This is a genomic window from Embleya sp. NPDC059213 (genome assembly GCF_042754445.1).
Lineage (GTDB): Bacteria > Actinomycetota > Actinomycetes > Streptomycetales > Streptomycetaceae > Embleya.
The window spans coordinates 19,307-35,539 of sequence record NZ_JBHZAV010000030.1; the positions used below are offsets into that span (position 1 = coordinate 19,307).

The 16,233-nt window shown below is 68.7% G+C and carries 11 protein-coding genes; 7 read left to right on the forward strand and 4 right to left on the reverse strand.

Annotated elements, in window-relative coordinates:
* Positions 1-128: 128 nt before the first annotated feature.
* Positions 129-677 carry a hypothetical protein gene (locus tag ACFXMF_RS14370; protein WP_379987766.1) on the reverse strand — a complete coding sequence of 183 codons (549 nt, stop codon included), beginning with the start codon at positions 675-677 and terminating at the stop codon, positions 129-131.
* A 108-nt stretch (positions 678-785) separates the two neighbouring features.
* Between ACFXMF_RS14370 and ACFXMF_RS14375 the strand changes: the two genes are divergently transcribed.
* Positions 786-2,120, forward strand: a complete 1,335-nt coding sequence (locus ACFXMF_RS14375; protein ID WP_379987767.1) for a BTAD domain-containing putative transcriptional regulator — start codon at positions 786-788, stop codon at positions 2,118-2,120.
* A 200-nt stretch (positions 2,121-2,320) separates the two neighbouring features.
* Positions 2,321-3,700 carry an FAD-binding oxidoreductase gene (locus ACFXMF_RS14380; RefSeq protein WP_379987768.1) on the forward strand — a complete coding sequence of 460 codons (1,380 nt, stop codon included), beginning with the start codon at positions 2,321-2,323 and terminating at the stop codon, positions 3,698-3,700.
* Positions 3,701-3,833: 133 nt separating this feature from the next.
* Here the strand turns inward: ACFXMF_RS14380 and ACFXMF_RS14385 are convergent, their stop codons facing one another.
* Positions 3,834-4,580: a hypothetical protein gene (locus tag ACFXMF_RS14385; protein WP_360315918.1), complete on the reverse strand. Its 747-nt coding sequence runs from the start codon at positions 4,578-4,580 to the stop codon at positions 3,834-3,836.
* A 220-nt stretch (positions 4,581-4,800) separates the two neighbouring features.
* Here ACFXMF_RS14385 and ACFXMF_RS14390 point away from each other — a divergent pair, with 220 nt between their 5' ends.
* Complete coding sequence (locus tag ACFXMF_RS14390) at positions 4,801-6,426, forward strand: flavin monoamine oxidase family protein (protein ID WP_379987769.1); 1,626 nt, start codon at positions 4,801-4,803, stop codon at positions 6,424-6,426.
* A gap of 79 nt (positions 6,427-6,505) precedes the next feature.
* Complete coding sequence (gene mtnK / locus ACFXMF_RS14395) at positions 6,506-7,768, forward strand: S-methyl-5-thioribose kinase (RefSeq protein ID WP_379987770.1); 1,263 nt, start codon at positions 6,506-6,508, stop codon at positions 7,766-7,768.
* Here the strand turns inward: mtnK and ACFXMF_RS14400 are convergent.
* The gene (locus ACFXMF_RS14400) at positions 7,755-8,867 is read right to left on the reverse strand and encodes an acyl-CoA dehydrogenase family protein (RefSeq protein ID WP_379987771.1); all 1,113 of its coding nucleotides are present in this window, start codon (positions 8,865-8,867) and stop codon (positions 7,755-7,757) included. The two genes, mtnK and ACFXMF_RS14400, sit on opposite strands and share 14 nt — an antisense overlap.
* A gap of 705 nt (positions 8,868-9,572) precedes the next feature.
* Here ACFXMF_RS14400 and ACFXMF_RS14405 point away from each other — a divergent pair.
* From ACFXMF_RS14405 to ACFXMF_RS14415, 3 genes are read left to right on the forward strand one after another with little or no spacing between them, the layout of a single operon-like run.
* Positions 9,573-9,965, forward strand: a complete 393-nt coding sequence (locus tag ACFXMF_RS14405; RefSeq protein WP_379987772.1) for a hypothetical protein — start codon at positions 9,573-9,575, stop codon at positions 9,963-9,965.
* A 28-nt stretch (positions 9,966-9,993) separates the two neighbouring features.
* The gene (locus ACFXMF_RS14410) at positions 9,994-14,433 is read left to right on the forward strand and encodes a DUF6531 domain-containing protein (RefSeq protein ID WP_379987773.1); all 4,440 of its coding nucleotides are present in this window, start codon (positions 9,994-9,996) and stop codon (positions 14,431-14,433) included.
* Between the two features lie 4 nt (positions 14,434-14,437).
* Positions 14,438-14,833: a hypothetical protein gene (locus tag ACFXMF_RS14415; protein WP_379987774.1), complete on the forward strand. Its 396-nt coding sequence runs from the start codon at positions 14,438-14,440 to the stop codon at positions 14,831-14,833.
* 630 nt (positions 14,834-15,463) lie between these two features.
* Here the strand turns inward: ACFXMF_RS14415 and ACFXMF_RS14420 are convergent.
* Positions 15,464-16,233 (reverse strand): tetratricopeptide repeat protein (locus ACFXMF_RS14420; RefSeq protein ID WP_380020646.1); only part of this gene is annotated, 770 nt, incomplete at its 5' end.

Below are 16,233 nucleotides of genomic sequence, written 5' to 3' on the forward strand. Positions count from 1 at the left end.
CCGCCGATCGGGCCGGCGGTTTTGCGCCGGCATCGCCCGGGCCGGGAGCCCCCGATCCGACCTCCCCCGGCCCGGGAGCCCTCAGGCCGGGGACGGGCCCGGGTGCAGGCCCGGAGCGCCTCGGTTCGTCACGACGCCCCGGCGGCGCGGTCGAGGCGTGGGCACAGGTTCTCGGCGGTGCCGTGCAGCATGGTCAGCTGCTTGTCGCGGTTCGCGTCGATGTCGAGGGTGTAGGCCCCGTCGAGTCGGTACAGACCGCGTGGCAGCGTGCCGCCGTTCTCCCGGAACGTGGTCAGGACGGGGCCCAGCACGAACCACGATTGGGAACCGTCGGGGCGGGTCCGGACCACCGCGCTGCCGCCCGCGTCCACGTCCAGGCTCGCACCGGTCGCGGTGTTGGTGACCCGCACGATCAGCGGCCCCTTGTACGCGACCCACTTGTGGCTGCCGTCGGGATTGCTTTCGAGCACCTGTTGCACCACCTCGTCCAGCACGGTTTCGGCGTGCACGGGGAAATCACAGCGCGCACCGGCCGGATAGTCGAACGGTGGCGTCGGCGGCGCGGGCTCCCAGCGGCCTGCCACGGGGACGGGGGAGGACTCCGGCGCCGCGGAGGCGGGTGCCGCGGCCACGAGGGTGGCGGCAAGTACCGGTACGGCGAGGAGAGTTCGGTGCATGGTTGCTCCCGGGAGAGGTGGCGGACGGACAGCCGGCGAAGGCCCGGGTCCAGCTTCGCGCCGGCGGCTGACCGCATTCTCACCACGCGGTGCGGGAAGGTGGCAGCCATGGAGTTTCGGTTGCTGGGGCCCTTCCAGGCGTGCCACGAGGGAGCCGAGGTCGCGGTCGGCAGTCGGCGCCAGGAGCGGTGCCTGCTGGCCGTTCTGCTGCTGGGCGCGGGCCGGGTGGTGGGCACCGCGCGGCTGATCGACCTGCTGTGGCACGGCGCGCCGCCCGCCGGGGCGCGGGGCACCGTGCACACCTACATCGCCCGGCTGCGCGCGCGGCTCGGACCGTACGGGCTGTTCGTGCACACCCGGCACGACGGCTACACGATCGACCCCGACGGGCACGCGGTGGACGCGTGGGAGTTCGTCGACCTGATCGAGCAGGCGTCGGCGGCCGGGGATCCCGACGAGCGGGTGCGCCTGCTCGACCGTGCGTTGTCGTTGTGGCGCGGTCCGCTGCTGGCCGACGTGATCGACGATCCGCTGCGGGGTCGGCTCGGCGGCCGGTACGCCGAGCTTCGACTGGCCGCGTTGGAACAGCGGGCCGAGGCCCGGTTGGCGATGGGCCTGCACGACCGGGTGCTGGCCGATCTGGCGCCGGTGGTGGACGAGTTCGCGACTCGGGAGCGGCTGGTCGGGGCGCGGATGACCGCGCTGTATCGCGCCGGGCGTCGGGCCGAGGCGCTGGAGGTGTACCGGCACACCCGCAAGCTGTTGGTGGCCGAGCTGGGCATCGACCCGGGACCGGAACTGGCCACGCTGCACGATCGGGTCCTGCGCGCCGACCCCCGGCTGGACCGGCCGTCGGCGCCCGTCTACGCGGTGCGGGTCGGCGAGGAGTGGTTGCCGTGGAACACCGGTGGACACCCGGCGCTGGAGTTCTGCAACACGTACGCCGGCTGGGGCCGCGTCGGGCAGGCGGGCGCGGACTGGCTGCGCCGGTACGAAACCCTCGCGGTCTGGGCGGGCCACCTGGACCTGCTGGACGACCGGCTGGTGCGCGCACTGCGCCGACGGGCCCGCGAGCGTCCCGACCGGGCCGCCGAGGCGCTCGCGCGGGCGCGGGTGTTCCGCCGCGACCTGTACGCCTGCCTGACCGACCCGCACGACGCGCGCGCCTTCGACGCGGTGGCCGCCGTCGCCCGCGAGGCGGCCGGCTCGGCGGTGTTCGCCCGGGGCGAGGACGGCCTGGGCCGGTGGCGGCTGTCCGATGAGGCCGGCCTGCGCGCACCGCTGTACGCCACCGCCCGCAGCGCCGCCGAACTCCTCGCGGACCCACGCCGCTTCACCATCCGGAGCTGCCCCGACGAGCACTGCGGCTGGCTCTTCGCCGACCCGAGCGGTCGCCGCCGCTGGTGCAGTCTGGCGACGTGCGGCAACCGGTGTCGGACGTAGGGCGACCGGCGGTCCGGGACTGCGGCCCGCGCGAAATTGCGCCCTGGTGTACTCGGCGAGAGGCTGGATGGTGAGCCTCGCGGCGTGCGGTGACCCTGCGGGCCACGGCGGCGGGGTGTTGGCGCACGATTGCTTACCGAGGATCGGCCGGTGGGAAGGCCGGGCGGGTTTGCGGTCCGCGTCCCGTCAGGGAGATGGTCATGGACGGCAATATCCTCGAAGACATGCGCGGCGCGTTGCGCGGCCCGATCACGGTGCCGCAGGATCCCGCGTACGACTCGGCTCGTCGGATCTACAACGCGATGATCGACCGACGCCCCGCCGCGATCGTGCGGTGTGCGGACGCGGGGGACGTGATGGACGCGGTCGACTTCGTCCGCGAACACGACCTCGAACTCGCGGTCCGCGGCGGCGGACACAGCGGCGCGGGCCTGTGCCTGGTCGACGACGCGGTCACCCTGGATCTGGCGCCGATGCGCTGGGTACGGGTGGACCCCGTCGCCCGGACGGCCCGGGTCGGCGGCGGCAGCCTGCTCGCCGACCTCGACCACGCCACTCACGCGTTCGGCCTGGGCGTACCCGCCGGAATCATGTCCACCACCGGCGTCGGGGGCCTCACCCTCGGTGGCGGGCACGGCCACCTCACCCGCAAGTACGGCCTGACGGTGGACAGCCTGATCGCGGCGGACGTGGTGTTGGCCGACGGCAGCTTCGTCACCACCAGCGAGTCCGAGCACCCGGACCTGTTCTGGGCCCTGCGCGGCGGTGGCGGCAACTTCGGTGTCGTCACCTCGTTCCGCTTCCGCCTGCATCCGGTGGCGGACGTGGTCGTCGGGGTCACCCTGTGGCCGGTCGAGCAGACCCGCGACGTGTTGCGCTGGTACCGCGAATTCCTGCCGCAGGCGCCCGAGGATCTGAGCGGGTTCTTCGCGCTGCTGGCGGTCCCGCCGGGTCCGCCGTTCCCCGAGGAGATCCACGGCCACAAGATGTGCGGTGTCGTGTGGTGCTGGACCGGGGATCCGGATGCTGCCGAGGGCGCCGTCGCGGCGGTGCGCGAACCTGCCCCGCCGGCGTTCCACTTCACCGCGCCGATGCCGTACCCCGTGTTCCAGGCCATGTTCGACGAACTGATCCCCGCCGGTCTGCAGTGGTACTGGCGCGGCGACTTCTTCGACGCGATCCCGGACGAGGCGATCGACGTACACGCCAAGTACGGGGAGAACCTGCCCACCGCGCTGTCCACGATGCACCTCTACCCGGTCGACGGGGCCGCACATCGGGTCGACGCGGCGGACAGCGCGTGGGGCTACCGGGACGCCACGTGGTCCGGGGTGATCGGCGGCGTCGACCCGGACCCGGCCAACGCCGAGACGATTCGACGGTGGTGCGTGGACTACTGGCAGGATCTGCACCCGCACTCCATGGGCGGCGCCTACGTCAACTTCATCGGCGCCGACGAGAGTCAGGACCGGGTGAAGGCCACCTACCGCGAGCACTACGACCGACTCGGTGGCATCAAGCACCGGTACGACCCGGAAAACCTCTTCCACGCCAACCAGAACATCAAGCCGAGCGGTTGAATCGCCGCCCGCCGCCGGGTGATTCGACTCCCGGGCGATGCGCGGTCGGTGCGGTGCGATGAATGGCGCATCCCGTAGGCCCGGCCCGTCGGCGTGCCGCCCGCCACACCGCTCACCCGAAGGGGGCGACGGCTCAGGTCGAATAGGCCCCCACCGGGGCATCGCCGTTGCGCGCCCGCCGGGGATCGACCGGCGTCGCCTCGGCCGGCCGGGTCCTGGGGGCCGTCTTGCTCAACTCGTGGAACTTGGTGCCCAGCGGGGCGACGATGTTCGTCTCGATCTCGTGGTAGCTGGTGAGTTGTGAGAGCGGCACCCGGCGCAGGTACCAATGGCCCGTCAGATCACAGCCCATCGCGGCACCGCGGAAGCCGCCCGTGGTCCAACCGTCGAACTCGTTTTCGCGAGTCCGTTCGAGACGGAAGTACTGGAAGATCTTCTCCGCGGTGTCGTAGGCCCGTTCCTGCGGATCGGCCGGACAGGGATCACAGACGCCGAACCAACACTCGGGCTCCGCCGCGTCGCCGAGGTAGGCGTCGTTGAAGCCCAACCAGGGCCAGACGAAGGCCAGGAGCCGGGCCTCGCCCATCGGGCAGTCGGTGGCGTCGACGCCGTTCGGAACGGTGGAGGGGTCCACGTAGAAGCGTCCGAGCCAGGTGGGCTGCCACAGGTAGAACGGGTACGAGCTGTCGTCGGAGAGCAGGTACGAGTTGGCGTTGGAGAACAGCGCCTGACCGCCGATGGGCCGGAGGCTGACGCCGTACTCGGGGATGGAGAACCGCACGCCGAGCACCTCGAAGAAGGCGCGTACATCGCGGAAATACTGCTCCATGTGACCGTAACCCTCGACCGCCGCAGTGGGTACGTCCCGCCGGAATGCCATCGTCGGACACCTTTCGTCGTGGACAAGAAACGGCTCCGGCCGACCGTCGTTCGCCCGCGGTGCGGGGTCGGCGCGTCGCCGGAGCTGTGTGGTCCAAGGAACGTGCCTGGTTCGACCCGTCCCGATGTCTACGCTCGGTGATCAGTCGACTTCAGTTTGGGCGATAGTTTCGGGTAGTACAAGAGTTCGTCACAACGCTGTCCGACGGCGGGAGTGCCGGGTGTGGGACGTGGTGGTGGTGGGCGCGGGCGTGGGTGGTTGCCATCTGGCCCGGCGGTTGCAGGAGGGCTGCGATCGGGGCCAACCCGGTCCGGCCGGCGGGCGAGTGGCCCTGTTCGAAGCCTCGCATCGGGTCGGCGGTCGTCTGTGGTCGTCCCCGTTGCCCGATCTGACCGGACCGGTGGCCGAGTTCGGCGCGATGCGGTTCGACCGGAGTGAGCACCACGTCGTCGATCTGATCGCCGGGTTGGACCTGCAGGGTGATGTCGAACCGTTCTGGTTCGGGCGGCCGGAGAACCTCGACTATGTCCGCGGTACCCGACTGCGCCGGCGGGAGATCTGCTCGGACAGCACGCAACTGCCCTATCTGTTGGCGCAGTCGGAGCGCGGTCTGGGTGGCGACGGCCTGGCGGGCATCGTCGCCGAGGCGGCCGTGCCGGGATTCACGGCGTGGCACGAGAGCCGCGATCAGGCGATGGGGGCCGGGAGTTCGGAGCGGGTCGCGGTGATCGACGCGCGCTATCGACGGGCTCGGCGGGCCGCCAACTGGCGTGGTCTGGGACTGCACGAGGTCCCGTGGGCGACCCTGGTGGACGCGGTGCTGACCCCCGAGGCGGCGGCGTTGGCCCATGACACCGGCGGTTACGACCGGCGGGAGTGCGGGGGCAGCGCGGCCGGACAATTGGACGGCCTGTTCCAGGCCGTGCGGACGGGGCCGTGTCTGCGGCTGCGGGGCGGCTTTCAGGCCCTGCCCGCCACGCTGCATCGACGGTTCGCGGCGGCGGGGGGCCGGACGTTCCTGGGACACCGATTGGTACGGATGGAACGGGCGTCGGGAGAGGGCGGCTATCGGCTGACCTTCCTGCGCTCCGATGCGGCGAACGCCCGCGTGGTCGAAGTACGCGCCCGGAGCGTGGTTTTCGCGCTCCCCACGCCCGCCGTGCGCAAGCTGGAGCCGGGGGTGTTTCCGCCCGACACCGATGCGTTCCGGCGCGGGCTCGACAGCACGTACCAGGTACCCGCCGTGAAGGTGTTTCTGCGCTATCCGACCGCGTGGTGGTGCCGGCTGGGGCTGAGCCTGGGGCGAAGCACCACGGATCTGCCGAACCGCCAGCTCTGGTACTGGGATTCGCCCGATCACGGCGACCCGGAGGCGCCGGGGGCATTGCTCGCGGTCTACGCCGACGGCTCTGCCTGCCGCTACTGGACCGAGTCGGATGGCGGACCGCGCTATCGCGACCGGGTCCGGTCCGGTCCCGGTGCCGCCGACCACCCGGACGTGCCCGGCCGCCTGTTGGTGGAGAGTGCGCATGCGATGGTGCGCGAGATCCACGGCGTTCCCGACGCCCCGCCGCCGGACGCGGCCCGGTGGCGGGACTGGTCCGTCGACCCCTACGGCGGTGCCTGGCCCGTGTGGCGCGCGGGCTACGACCCCGATCGGGTGATCCCCACGATGCGCCGCCCGCTGCCCGGCGAGCCGGTGTTCTGGGTCAACGACTCGTGGACGCCTCGGCCCGGTTCGGTCCAGGGCGTCCTGGAATCCGCCGAGCGCATCCTTCGGGAGCACTTCGGGCTGCCCCGACCCGGCTGGCTGCGTCCGGACCCGGTCGACTGGGACATCGGGTGACCCGGCCCCGCCCCGCCGCCGCGCACGACCGTGCCCGCGTACGACCGACCGGTCTCCGCCCGCCTTCCCGAGGAGGATCGTGAACGACTTCGTGCCGTCCGAGTTGCTCGACGAAAAGACGTTGCCGCCCTACCTGAGCGCCATCCCGACCGTGGCCGAGCGTCTGGGCGGCCACTCGTCCGGCTGGCGGGTCCGAGAGATCGGCGACGGCAACGTCAACTACGTCTTCGCGGTACACGGCCCCGCCGGCCGCGTGTGCGTCAAGCAGGCGATGCCCTACGTCCGGGTGAGCGGCGAGTCCTGGCCACTGACCCCACGCCGGGCCTATTACGAGTACCGCGCACTGGTCGAACACGGCCGACACGTCCCGGCCAGACTGCCGGAAGTGCTGCACCACGATTCCCGAATGAACCTGCTGGTCACCGAACACCTGTCCCCACACGTCGTGTTGCGCGACGGACTGCGACGCGGCAACCGCTATCCGCACCTGGCCGACCACCTCGCGCAATACCTGGTGGGCTCGCTCTTCCACACGAGCGACCTGGCACACGCCGCGATCGACAAACGCCCCCTCGTCGCCCTGTTCAGCGGCAACCACGAGATGACGCAGATCATGGAGGACATGATCTTCACCGAGATCTACCACGAACACGGCCGCAACAGGTGGACCAGCCCCCAACTCGACGACACCGTCGCACGGTTGCGCGACGACGTGGACCTCAAGGTCGCCGTCGCCCGGCTGAAGGTGCGCTATCTCACCTGTACCGAGGCGCTTTTGCACGGCGACCTGCACACCGGGTCGATCCTGGTCACCGAGGACGACACCCGGGTCTTCGACCAGGAGTTCGCCTGCTACGGACCCATCGGCTTCGACGTGGGCACGCTGCTGGCGCATCTGCTGATCGGCTACTTCGCCCAGGACGGCCCGACGGTCGCCGATCCCGAGCGCACCGACCGGCAGACCCGGCTGTTACAGGTCGTCGAGGACGTCTGGACGGGCTTCGCCCGGGGTTGGGCGGCGGCGTGGGAGCAACCTCGGCAAGGAGACGCCTACCCGCGTGTGTTGTTCGACGACGCGGACGTCCTGGCGGGCGAGCGCGAGCGCCACCTGGCGGGGATCTTCACGGACTCCGTCGGCTTCTGCGGGGCGGAGATCATCCGCCGCATCATCGGGATGGCGCACGTCGCCGAACTCCGGGCCATCGAACCCGACGATGCCCGGGCCCGCTGCGAGCAGCGCTGCCTACGCCTGGCCACGCACCTCCTGAAGCACCCACACGCCCACCGAAGCGTCCGAGACCTGACCGACGCGGCGCGCACGGCCCGCCTCACAACCTCCTGAGCATCAACCGACCCATTTCGGCCCGCAGTTGCGGAGTCTGTGCCTGGATCAGGTGAAACTGGGCCTCCCGAGCCAGGCGCCCCGCCGGGTCGCCGTGACTCATGGCCCGGCCGCCCGTCGCGACCACACAGGCCGTACCGGCACGCGCGCACAGATCGAGAGTCGCCGCCCGGACCGCGATCCGGGCGGCGAGCCCCTCCCCGTCGGGGAGTCGATCGCGCAGGGAGTATGCCTCGGCCCGCAGGCGGGCGGCCTCCTCGGCGATCCGAAGGCCGAGATCCTCGTATTCGGTGCCCGCCCTCGGCCCGGATCGCACCAGCAGGTCGCACGCGGCGCGCAGATGCCCGAACACCGCCGGATGCGCGTTCGCGTTCTCGTCGTCGTACTCGCGGATCCACCGCGACCTGGGCCCCAGCGCGATCACGTCGCTCGCCGGGACGAACACGTCCCGCAGCTCCACGGCGGCGGTATGGGTGGCCTGCATGGCCCAGAGCGCCTGCCCTTCGTCCGCGACCAGGCCGTCGGCCGCGGCGCAGTCGAGCACGACGAACAACGCCCGATCGTCCGAGGTCACGGCACCGACGAAGGCCACGTCGGCGAGCCCCCACCCGGTCATCCACGGAATGCGCCCACGAAGTCGCCAGCCGTCCCCGACGCCCTCCGCGACCACCGGCGGCGTGGGATGCCGAAGATAGGCGAAGCCCGCCGTCGCGAACCGTTCACCCTTGACGAGAGCCGGCAGCCATTGCTCGCGCAACTCGACGTTCCCACTCGCGACGAGCCCCTTCACCAGCGCGAAGTGCTGGGCGAAGACGAACCACGTGGCAGGGTCGACGGCGGACAACACCTCGTGCACCTCGCGAACCACCTGCGCCCCGGTCACGCCGCCGGCGCCGATCGGCTCGTAGTCGAGCAGCCCACAGGCCCCGGCCCGCGCCAACTCCTCCAGATGCGACCGCGGCACACCCACCGCGGCCGTGCGCTCCGCCGCAGGCCCGATGACATCCACCGCAGCCGCAATGACGGCGGCCACCAGCGGCTCGCCCGCGACCCCCGCCGCAGTCGCCAGAGCCGTCCGCGAGCCAGGAATCCATCGCATCCGAGTACGCCCCTCCCACCCCACGGTCAACGACCTGCACCCATGCCAACAACCTCCCCACCGCCCGACCGAGTACGCCCCCACCACCCGCCCTCCGGCCCCAATCCGGCGGGCGAGAAGACAACGAGCGACGAACGTCCGCACGGCCCGCCGGCTTGGGCCGCTGCGATCGGATGTCGGTATGCCGCATCACCGCAGTCGGCTGCGGATCGGCGGTCGGGCATTTTTCCCGCGGCTCGTATTCCGCGCTTCTCCAAGCCGCCGACAAGGGAACACGACGTCTACTACTCGTACTTCCTCGCCGGACCCATCGTCGATTCGACCCGAAAGGGAGATCCGCTTCCACTGCGTCAGGCCCTCCGCCGCAGCCAACTTCCGGCGGAGGCCGCCACCATGGCCGGTGCGCGCCTGCAGAATCGGGCCACGGAATACCTGGCCCTGCTCATGACCGCAGGCGAACGCCAGGGCCGAGCGGGCCCAGGGAAGCCGGCGCGACCCGGTCGTCGAACTCCCTTGGCCACTCCCCGGGGAAGACCTTCCGGAGCGCGCCCGTTTCGCCACCGGGGCTGGAGTGGAAGCCGGGTCGTCAGTGACGAAAACAGGCTACGGTGTCGATCCGTACGTGTGTGCGTACGCAGTGTGCGATCCGAGGTGTACCGGGGGGTACTTCATGGATGACGAGCCGGCCGCTGCAAGGTTCCGCTGATGAGCAGCCTCAACCCGGGTGGCGGCGGTTTCCGAGTCGACGCCGACTATCTCACCGACACGATCCGGCCGATCCTCGACGCGCTCCAAGTCGCCGACCGGATCTGGAAGGACGACGGCCAGATGGCCGCGGGCATCGAACGCTGTGGTTCCAAGGCGATCACCATCAACGTGCAGCGCTTCGTGCACGACTGGGGCCACGCGATGGGCCTGGTGGTCAAGCAGGGTACGGCGGTTGCCTACGCGCTGGAACGGGTGGTGGGCGCGTACCGCCTTGCCGAGGCCGAGGCCAGGGGGCAGTTCACTCCGGCGGGTGCTCCGCAAGGCGCGGTGCCGAACGGGCAACAACCGCCCGCAGGTGCCCCGCCCGCCGGCGCTCCGCCGACGCGGTAGTCATCGCCGGAATGAGTGGCGGGTCGCGATGAGTAAGAAGATGAAGATCCCGGAGTGCCCGGTCGCCACCGAAATGATCCCGGGCGATCCCGTCGTCCTGGAGGCGCTCGCCGACACATTCGGCAAGTACGTGTCCGCGTCTGCAAACGGCTCCGGCCGCCTGAAGCAGTTGGCTCAGCCGGGGACCTGGCAAGGCCCGGCCGCCGAGGGCTTCACGGACACGATGAAGAAGTTGCCGGGCACGCTGGACAAGGCCGTCAAGTACTTCGCCGACACCGCGAACGCGTTGCGCACATACGCGGGCGTGCTGCGCGGAGCCCAGGCCGAGGTGGCCGACCAGGTCATCCCTGCGGCGAACGAGGCCCGGGCCAGGTCGGCCCAATGGAAGGCGGACAAGCAGGCCGTCAAGGACGGCACGCTCGTCCTGGACCTTCCCAAGGACGATGTCGGCAAGGACCAGTTGGAACACGCCGAAGAGCAGTACGGCCGGGTGCACAGCCGACTCAAGGACGCCGAAGAGGTTTGTTGGAAGGCCATCGACAAAGGGCGCAGGGAAGCCCCGACCGGTGGCGATCCGATCACTGCGGCCTTCAAATCGTTCGGTGCCGGCTTCAAGGAGGGTGTGCAGGGTCTTGTCACGAACCTGGCGAGCCTTGCCAAGCTCAGCCCGGCGTACGCCGCTGCGGATCCGGACGGGTATCTGACCAACCTCCAGTCCATGGCGGCGAACTACAAGCAGTCGTTCACCGACCCGGTCGGATACCTGAAGGACAGCGTCAACTGGGACGAGTGGCGCAAGAATCCGTGGAAGGCACTGGGCCTGACGGCCCCGGAACTGATTCTGCAGTTGGCGACCGGGGGAGGAAGCAAGCTCGTGCCGGGCCACGTCCCGGGACCGGACGTCAAGACACCCGGTGGCAAGGGACCCGACAGCAAGGGACCCGACCATCCGGGCAAACCCGGAGACAACAAGGACTCACGCCCGGAGGAATGCCGAACCTCCTGCGGTGATCCGGTGGACGTGGTCACCGGCGACGTGCTGCTGTCGACGACGGACCTTACGTTGCCGGGCGTGCTGCCACTCGTGCTGGAACGCCGACACATCTCGTCCCATCGACGCGGTCGGTGGTTCGGTCCCTCTTGGGCGTCGACCCTCGACCAGCGCCTGGAGTTGCGCGCGGACGGCGTGGTCTACACGTCACCGAAGGGCCTGACCCTTCGCTACCCGGTGCCTCGCCCGGGCGAGGAGGTGCTGCCGGGCTCGGGTCCGCGCTGGCCGCTCAGTTGGGACCACACTCCCGGCGGTGGCTTCGCGATCCGCCAACCCGCATCGGGTGTGATTCTGTACTTCACGCCGGATACCTCGGGTACGCCGGTGATTCCGCTGCGCGCGATATATGACCGCAACCTCAACCGCGTCGAGTTCCACTACGACCAAGACGGCAATCCGGTCCGCATCGAGCACCTCGGCGGGTACCACGTCGCGGTCGACACCGAAGCGGGTCGGGTTCGTGCGCTGCACCTGCTCGACGGCGACACCTCCACCGAACTGGTCCGCTACGACTACGACGAGGCCGGCGATCTCGCGGGCGTGGTGAACTCGTCCGGCGAGTCACAACGCTTCACCTACGACGACACGCACCGTCTGACGTCCTGGACCGATCGCAACGGCACCTGGTACGAGTACTGCTATGACGCATCGGGGAGATGCGTTCGTCAAGTCGGCAAGGACGGCTTCCTGAGCGGAACGTTCGCCTACGACGGGCACGTCACGCGGCACACGAACTCCCTCGGCCGCACCAGCTCGTACGAGCACAACGAGCGTTACCAGGTGGTGCGAGAGGTCGATCCCCTCGGCAACACGGTCACGCAGGAATGGGACGCGTACAACAACCTCCTCTCGCGGACGGACGCACTGGGGCGGACCACACGCCTGCGCTACGACGCGCTCGGCAACGTCACCCACGTCACCAGGCCCGACGGGCTGACCTCGACCATCGTCTACAACGGTTGGTGCAAGCCGGTCGAGGCGATCGGCGTGGACGGCACGGCATGGCGCTACGAGTACGACGAGGCGGGCAATCTCCTCGCCCGCACCGACCCGACGGGTGCCGTCTCGCAGTACGCGTACCACGCCCTGGGTCGATTGGCCGGCGTCGTCGACGCTCTCGGCAACAACACGCGGGTGCAGTGCGATCTGGCGGGCCTCCCGGTGACCGTCAAGGACGCCTCCGGGGCGGTGACCCGCATGACCCGGGACGCGTTCGGACGCCCGACGGAGGTGATCGACCCGCTCGGCCACGTCACCCGCCTTGGCTGGACGGTGGAGGGTAAGCCCGCCTGGCGTGAACTACCGGACGGGTCAAGGGAGTCGTGGACGTGGGACGGTGAGGGCAATCTCCGCGCACATCGGGACCGGGCGGGCTCCCTGACCAGGTACGAGTCCACCTGCTTCGACCTCACCTCGTCGCAGACGACTTCGGACGGCGTCCGTCACGCCTTCGCGTACGACACCGAGTTACGCCTCACCAAGGTCACCAATCCGCAGGGCCGCGTCTGGACCTACGAGTTCGACGAAGCCGGCCGACTGATTGCGGAAACCGACTTCAACGGCCGCACGCTGTACTACGCGCACGACCGCGCGGGTCACCTCGTCGAGAAGACGAACGGCGCGGGCGAAGGCGTCACCTACCGCCGGGATGCACTCGGCCTGGTCGTCGAGCAATGTCACACCGCCACGGGCCGCACCACGACTTACCGATACGACTCGACAGGCCGCCTCATCCAGGCGGCGAACCCCGACGTCGAACTGATTCTCCAACGCGACCGACTCGGGCGGGTGCTCACCGAATCCAGCAACGGCCGCACCCTCACCAACACCTACGACGCCGTCGGTCGACGAATATCCCGGGCCACGCCCGCCGGGCGAACAGGTACCTGGACCTACAACGCGAGCGGGCAACCGGCGTCACTGCAGAGCGACGACCACGAACTCGCCTTCACCTACGACGCGGCAGGCCGCGAAACCGAACGCAGATTCGGCCCGGCGGTCGCCTTCCTCCAGGAGTGGGACGAACTTTTTCGCCTCACCACGCAGACCACGAGGGTCGGCGTCCCCGTCGACAAGATCAGGGCCACTCTCAGCCCGGAACTGGCCGCACACGACGCCCACCGACGCAGCTACACCTACCGTTCCGACGGCTACGTCACCTCCGTCGACGACACCACCACGGGTCTCAAGACCTACAGCCTGGACGAGATCGGTCGAGTCACCGCCGTCCATGCCGACCACTGGACCGAGCGCTACGCCTACGACACCGCAGGCAATCTCACGCACGGCAGCTGGCCCGGCGAGGACACCGACGCCCAAGGCGACCGGGATTTATCCGGCTCCCTGATCACGCGAGCGGGCCGCACGCACTACGAATACGACGCCCAAGGCCGCATCATCCGGCAATGGCGGCACACGCTTTCCGGCAAGCGAAAGGTGTGGGCCTACACGTTCGACGCCGAAGACCGGTTGACCGAACTCACCGTCCCGGGCGGTACGAGATGGGTCTACTTATACGACCCGCTCGCGAGGCGCACTGCAAAGCAGCGCATGGCCGCAGACGGCACGGTCGCCGAAAAGACGAACTTTACCTGGGACGGCCCTCGCGTCGTCGAAGAGGATGCCGACGGGCGAAGCCTGACGTGGGAGTACGAACCGGGCACGCATCGCCCTCTCGTTCAGATCAACGGCCAGGCGGGGTTCGACGACCGCTTCTACGCCATCGTCACGGACCTGGTGGGCACACCAAGCCGACTGGTGACCGAGGATGGCGCCACGGCTTGGCAGGCGAAAACCACCCTCTGGGGGATCGATGTCGCGCCGCAGGAAGGCGTCGGCTGCCCCCTGGCGTTTCCCGGGCAATATCGGGACGCGGAAAGTGAACTGAGCCAGAACTGGTTTCGATATTTCTCACCCGCACTGGGCGGGTTTCAAACCGCAGACCCGCTGGGCCTGGTGGCAGGGCCGACTCCGCATGCATATTCCCTGAATCCACTGTACTGGATCGATCCGCATGGGCTGCAAATCTGCGAAGGAACCATGGCCCTGGGGATCACGCCGCACGTCGAGGCTTTGGTTGCCAGCATACCCGGGGGCTACACTTTCACCGGTGACCAATACAGGGCCGTAGTCGGCCAGGTGAATGGACAGCCCATCGGCCTTTGGCAATCCGAGGTCTCCAATGTTCTGCGTAACAACGGGAAAGTAGCCGTCACCTTGAAGGATTTTGACGGCGATAATCCGAGTGACAAATTCTGGAAGGCGTATCAGGCGGGCGGTGGGAGCAATTGGAGGGCCACCGAGTGGGAGATGCGCCAGATAGGTTTGCAGGTACAGATGGAAAATCTGGATTGGAGTAATATTACGTTCTATGACGACCGTGGAAATGTAGTGAACGTACCCGAGCCGAAATGGTAGCTTCGTGAAAGAGTCTGTCGTGAGTGGAGAGTCCGCAGCGTCGGTCATGTACGTATCGGATCGCTACTTCAAAGTCTGGGCGTATACAGTCAGCCATTGTCGGCTGCTCTTGCGCAGCACTCGCGGCAGTTCTGCGGAAACCCGCATCGATGTGCACTTCAGTGCAGTGAGTTCGCTGCTGCTCCGTCCCTATTACGACGGATTGAAAATCCGCCGGGGCCGGGAAATCGAATACGACGAAGTGGAACGGATCTGTGGCGACCGGCCGATGCCGGGCCGGCTGTATGTCCTCGGCGAAGATCTGACCAGTTTCGTCGTTTCGGCCGAGCCGCAATGGCACGAGGACCACGGCTCACATTCGGACCCCTCGTGGTTCGGCCACATGGTCGGCACCGCCTGATCCCCACGTACACGGGAAGCACCTCCCGTCACCGCTCGCGCGCTCTCCATGTGGTCGAGCCGAGTGGAACGCCCGGCGCCCGGGGAGCGGTTTCGGCAGCGCCCCCGAAGGGGCAGCCGAGCACGCACAAGGCGGTTCGGGCCCACAGCAGAAACCGAGACCGACAACGACGTTGCCCCCGGCCGCAGAGCGACCGGGGGCAACGTTTTGCCTGTTAGGGCTGGCGGAGGATACGAGATTCGAACTCGTGAGGGTGTGAACCCAACACGCTTTCCAATTGCTCATCTGCCCGTTCGACTGGGGCTACTGGCGTTCTGACCTGCGACGGAGCACTCGGCTGCCGGTGTTGTGAACGCTGCCGGACGCCCACGAATGCAACCAGAACTACAACCAGAGCTTCGGGCATCGCAGGGTGGGTGTGGAGTTCGGTCAGCAACCGCAGCCGTGCCAACTGTTAATCAGATTGCGTGGCTCCCTCAGACTGAGCGGGCGTATGAGCGCCGCGGTCGTTGTCGGCCAACCCGGTGATCAGGCACGAGCCCGGCACGCGGACGCTACGCCCGCCGTGGCCAAAGCGGTGGGCGACTCGATTCGTTCGGCCGGAAAACCTCGGACCTGTGCCTACGCGTCTTAGGTGTCAAGTCCTTGGCGCAACCATGTGCGCAAGCGTTCGGCGCCCTCGGGGTCTTCCGCGTCGTCCTGCAGTGTGACCAGAACCGTCAATTTCAGCGTGTCTCCCGCGTCAGCGACCTGACGTGCGAGGCGTTCGGCCACCTCACCGTTACCCATCTGTTCTCGCAACGTGTCCATGTGCCACCGGATCAGTGTGCTTCCAGCGTCGGCAGCTTCCCGGATCAAGCGTTCCGCGCCGTCGTGGTCGCTATCGTGGTCTCGGAGGGCGATCAGCAGGTCCAGTGGGCCGGTGTTTCCGGCGTTGACAGCTTCGCGAGCCAGACGTTCCGCCCTCTCGTGGTCGCCCTTTCGCTCCCGTCGGGTAATCAGCAACGTCAGTGGGCCCGTGTTTCCGGTGTCGAAGGCTTCGCGAACCAGACGTTCCACGCCGTCGTGGTCGCTATCGTGGTCTCGGAGGGCGATCAGCAGGTCCAGTGGGCCGGTGTTTCCGGTGTCGATGGCTTCGCGAACCAGACGTTCCGCCCCATGGCGGTCGCCTTGTCGCTCCCGCAAGGTGATCAGCAGGCCGAGTGGGTCGGTGTTTCCTGTTTCGATGGCTTCGCGAACCAGACGTTCCGCCCCTTCGTGGTCGCCTTGTCGCTCCCGTAAGGTGACCAGCAGCGTCAGTGGGTCGGTGTTTCCGGTGTCGATGGCTTCGCGAACCAGACGTTCCGCCCCATGGCGGTCGCCTTGTCGCTCCCGCAAGGTGATCAGCAGGCCGAGTGGGT

Coding starts and splice junctions, on each gene's coding strand:
- ACFXMF_RS14370 (WP_379987766.1), bottom strand. CDS start 677: ATGCACCGAACTCTCCTCGCCGTACCGGTACTTGCCGCCACCCTCGTG.
- ACFXMF_RS14375 (WP_379987767.1), top strand. CDS start 786: ATGGAGTTTCGGTTGCTGGGGCCCTTCCAGGCGTGCCACGAGGGAGCC.
- ACFXMF_RS14380 (WP_379987768.1), top strand. CDS start 2,321: ATGGACGGCAATATCCTCGAAGACATGCGCGGCGCGTTGCGCGGCCCG.
- ACFXMF_RS14385 (WP_360315918.1), bottom strand. CDS start 4,580: ATGGCATTCCGGCGGGACGTACCCACTGCGGCGGTCGAGGGTTACGGT.
- ACFXMF_RS14400 (WP_379987771.1), bottom strand. CDS start 8,867: ATGCGATGGATTCCTGGCTCGCGGACGGCTCTGGCGACTGCGGCGGGG.
- ACFXMF_RS14405 (WP_379987772.1), top strand. CDS start 9,573: ATGAGCAGCCTCAACCCGGGTGGCGGCGGTTTCCGAGTCGACGCCGAC.
- ACFXMF_RS14410 (WP_379987773.1), top strand. CDS start 9,994: ATGAGTAAGAAGATGAAGATCCCGGAGTGCCCGGTCGCCACCGAAATG.